This is a genomic window from Streptomyces sp. NPDC004609, assembly GCF_042873655.1.
Classification (GTDB): domain Bacteria; phylum Actinomycetota; class Actinomycetes; order Streptomycetales; family Streptomycetaceae; genus Streptomyces.
Map to the genome: position 1 here is coordinate 1 of NZ_JBIALS010000093.1, position 3,676 is coordinate 3,676.

Annotated in this window: 5 protein-coding genes and 1 pseudogene; 2 read left to right on the plus strand and 4 right to left on the minus strand. The window is 67.1% G+C overall.

Annotated elements, in window-relative coordinates:
- Positions 1-382 precede the first annotated feature (382 nt).
- Positions 383-1,210: an SDR family oxidoreductase gene (locus tag ACFYT4_RS36080; RefSeq protein WP_389279120.1), complete on the plus strand. Its 828-nt coding sequence runs from the start codon at positions 383-385 to the stop codon at positions 1,208-1,210.
- A 162-nt stretch (positions 1,211-1,372) separates the two neighbouring features.
- Here ACFYT4_RS36080 and ACFYT4_RS36085 read toward each other — a convergent pair.
- From ACFYT4_RS36085 to ACFYT4_RS36100, 4 genes and pseudogenes are all read right to left on the minus strand, one after another.
- Positions 1,373-1,535, minus strand: a pseudogene (locus tag ACFYT4_RS36085) (ATP-binding protein); the annotation flags it as partial.
- Positions 1,536-1,963: 428 nt separating this feature from the next.
- Entirely contained in the window at positions 1,964-2,113 is a 150-nt protein-coding gene (locus ACFYT4_RS36090) for a hypothetical protein (RefSeq protein WP_389279122.1), read from the minus strand.
- Between the two features lie 62 nt (positions 2,114-2,175).
- A complete protein-coding gene (locus ACFYT4_RS36095; protein ID WP_389279125.1) occupies positions 2,176-2,439 on the minus strand; it encodes a transposase in 264 nt (87 codons plus the stop codon).
- Between the two features lie 89 nt (positions 2,440-2,528).
- Positions 2,529-2,846: a hypothetical protein gene (locus ACFYT4_RS36100; RefSeq protein WP_389279128.1), complete on the minus strand. Its 318-nt coding sequence runs from the start codon at positions 2,844-2,846 to the stop codon at positions 2,529-2,531.
- Positions 2,847-2,913: 67 nt separating this feature from the next.
- On the opposite strand from ACFYT4_RS36100, the gene ACFYT4_RS36105 reads away from it, so the two are divergent.
- A complete protein-coding gene (locus tag ACFYT4_RS36105) occupies positions 2,914-3,540 on the plus strand; it encodes a CBS domain-containing protein (protein WP_389279131.1) in 627 nt (208 codons plus the stop codon).
- Positions 3,541-3,676 lie beyond the last annotated feature (136 nt).

The window sequence follows — 3,676 nt, forward strand, 5'->3', positions numbered from 1 at the left end:
CAGCCCCATCACCTACGAAGCCACACTCGAAGCACCACCAACTACGCTGGCATCAGCCGCATAACCCGTGTTCAGGATTCGGGGTCAAGGCCCACGGCTGGCTTCGTTCATCTCTGGGACAGTGTTTGTCGAGGGGTTCCGGAGTCACTTGGTGATCAATTGGCTGGTGAATGTCGATGAGAAATGACGGCAGTGACGTGGCCGGGAACGCGGGGCGGCCTGCTCGCAGTCAGGTCTGCCAGCCCTTGAGGCGCACCGACGAATACCCCTGAGCGCGGGTATGAACATGCTCGGCGGTGCGTCCCTTGACTCGGTAAACGGATGGATCCTCCGGTAATGTTGGCGAGGACTCTTGACGCCTTCTCGGACGGTGGGGGACAGGATGATTCTTGTGACGGGTGCGACCGGGACCATTGGCCGGTACCTGGTACGGGCTCTTGCGGAGGCGGACGTGCCCTTTCGGGCGCTGGTGCGGGAGGCGCGCAAGGGCAAGGAGCTGAACTGCGAGTTCGTGGTCGGGGATTTCGACGATCCGGTGTCGATGGTGTCCGCCCTGAAAGGGGTCGACCGTCTTCTGCTCAACAGTGGCGGCGCGCTTCCCGTGGATGGGCAGCAGCCGATGGTCCGGCAGCAGACCGGCGTCATCGACACGGCACGGGCTGTCGGGGTCTCGTGGGTGGCGAAGGTATCGGCGTGGCAACCCGGTCCGGACGCGAAGCTGTCCGTACGCGCGCACTGGGAGATCGAGCAGTACCTCAAGGCGTCTGGGCTGCGGCGGGCGTCGCTGCAGCCCACCGGCTACATGCAGAACTTTTTCACGGGCGAGGGCGGCTTCACCCACAGTGGTGCCCTGGAAGGTCCGTACGGTGCGGGACGTGTGGCGTACATCGACGCCTACGACGTCGCCGCCTGTGCCGCAGTGCTGCTGACAGGCCCGCTCGGGGGCGGCGAAACCTATGCGCTCACCGGGCCGGAGGCGCTGACGGATGAGGAGATCGCCGCCAAGCTCGCCATTCCGTTCCGTGATCTGACGCCTCAGGAGGCAGCTGAGGGTCTACGGGCACAGGGGTTGCCCGGCTGGTTCGTAGATGACCTTCTGCGGCTCTACGCAGAGATGGCAGCCGGCACGATGTCTGAGGTGACGACGGCGGTGCGGGACCTGACCGGGCGCGCGCCGCGTACGTTCGACGAGTTCCTGGCGAATGGATAGGACACGCTCGTGGAACCGTCAACCCCGCAACGCCAGGGATCGGAATCCAGGAGCGCTGAAGGCCCAAACGGGAAGACCGCGTGTCGGGCCGGCTGCTTTTCTGATGACGGCTCGCCGCCCGTGAGGGCGGTGAGCCGCCAGGGCGGCGGGCCAGCAGATGTGTCAGCCGACCTTGGCGGGTTCCGCGGCCCGGGCTCGGGTGCTTGCGAGCCGATAGGATTCGGTGCCGGTCTCGATGAAGGTGCCGGTGAAGGTGAGGCGGTCGACGATGGCCGCGCAGAGGCGGGATCGGTGAAGGTCTTGGTCCAGCGCCGAAGGACTCGTTGTACGGATCCAGCCTGGTGACCCGGGGCGGCAGCTTCTTCGGATGCTCCGGCCAGGACGAGTCCAACGCCTTGCATACTGTCCGCCAGGTCGCGCCGTGCTTGCGCTCAAGATCCCGCATACATGCCGCCGCGATGGTCACGTCGGATCGCCGCGTACAGCTCGACCTTCGACATCTGCGGCATGACCAGCACCTTTCTCCAAGAGCATCCCGATGCTGCCCTGGCAAAGCCACCGTGCCTCCCAAACTCATCAACATCACCCGACCGTGGTTCGGGGCGCCTCCCAAACTCATCGAAAGGTGACGTCACTACTGCTCGACAAAGCCAGACGGCCGATGTGGCTTGGCTGAGTGCGAACAATGACGGAATGCGTGATCACCAGGCGCCCGAGGGCTTCAAGGGGGTGTCGCCGAAGTGAGCCCCGAGATCAACTACTGGCGGCCTCTGGGCTTACCTCGGCCTCCCCTCCGGCCACCCACGCGTAGTACGTGGACCGCACGGTCCTCATCGCCTTGCACAGCAGCGTGACCGGGTAGTTCACCTTCTCCGCGTGGATGAACCGGCATATCGCGCTCACCGGTCGCTCTCCTTCGCAAAGAAGGCCGTCGCTTTTTCAAGATCTCGATCGTCTTCGCCTGCTCAACGGTCCGCTTCCGCAGCCGCTTCAGCTCCTCGTCCCGGTCGTCGGCACTTTGCCCGGCCCGCCCGGCCGCGGGACCGGATCCGGTGTCCTGAGCGGCGCGGGCCTTCCCCCAGCCCCGCAGGGACTCCGAGCTCCCGGGCGACCTCGGTCACCGTCCGGCCCGACGACCGCACGAGCTCGATCGCGTCCCGCTTGTAGTCGTCCGAGTACCGCTTCGTGTACTTGCTTCCCACCTGGCACTGCTTCCCCTGGGCTCTCACGTCCCAGTTTCCAGATGTCCAAGATCAAAGGGAAGCTTCACTCTCCCCGGTATCGGCCGTCGATCAGGTCGCGGACAAGGGGGCGTGTGCTACACGGCTCGCCGCCGCGCGGCGCGCGTCTGGTGCGGTGTGGTGGCGCGCCCCGTGATGCGCGGCGCGGTGCGGAGGTGCGCGCGGTGCGCACCATGGCCGTCCCCGGTGGGCACTACACGATGGACGGGCGCACCGGGTTGTGCATCGAGGACCTGGCCCACGCCGACCGCCTCCAGTCGGCGCAGGACATCGGCGACATCCACATGGTCGTCGGTGAGGATCTGCCCGGCGAAGTCGATGACCGTGTGTGCCCGGGCCTTTGGTCCCCCCGGCGGGGGTCGAAGGTCCCTGGGGGGAATCTCCCTTGTGTACACGCTGGTCAGCGGATGCCGGACATCGGTGATACTTGACCGGTACGTACGGAAAGGGGCTGGCGGGCCAATGAGAAACCGCAGGGTCGCCGACCTGATGACACCCACAGCGGTGAGTGTCCAGCGCGGTACCGCGTTCAAGGAGATCGCACGACTGCTCGACGAGTACGGCATCACGGCCGTGCCGGTGGTCGACGACGAGGGACGGCCGGTCGGTGTCGTCTCCGAGGCGGATCTGCTGCGCAGACAGACCTCCAAGGCGACCCCGAGCACCGCCGAGGGCATGATGTCGAGCCCCGCCGTCGTCGCCGAGCCGCAGTGGAGCGCCGTCCGGGCGGCCCGGGTGATGGAACAGCACCGGATCAAACGGCTTCCCGTCGTGGACGCCTCCGGTCTGCTGACCGGGGTGATCAGCCGCAGCGATCTGCTCCAGCTGTTCCTGCGCCGGGACCGGGCCATCCAGGAGGAGATCCTTGAGGACGTGCTCACCCGGATCCTCGGGGTGTCCCCCGCCGCGCTGTCGGTGGATGTCGCCGACGGACGGGTGACCCTCTCCGGCACGGTGGAGCACCGGAGCATGCTGCCGGTCGTCGTCCGGCTGTGCGAGAGCGTCGACGGCGTGGTGGAGGTGGTCGACCGCCTCGGCTACGAGGTGGACGACACGGCCACCCAGGGCGACGACGGCCGGGCGGCCTGACCGCGCATTCCCGGGGGCGGCCCCTGTCGCGCGGGGGCGCGGGCCGCCCCGGTCTCAGCCCTCGTACTCGGTGAGGTCGATGGCGTGCACGCTCAGCGCATGCCCGTACACCGGGTCCCTCGTCTCGCGCTCCAGC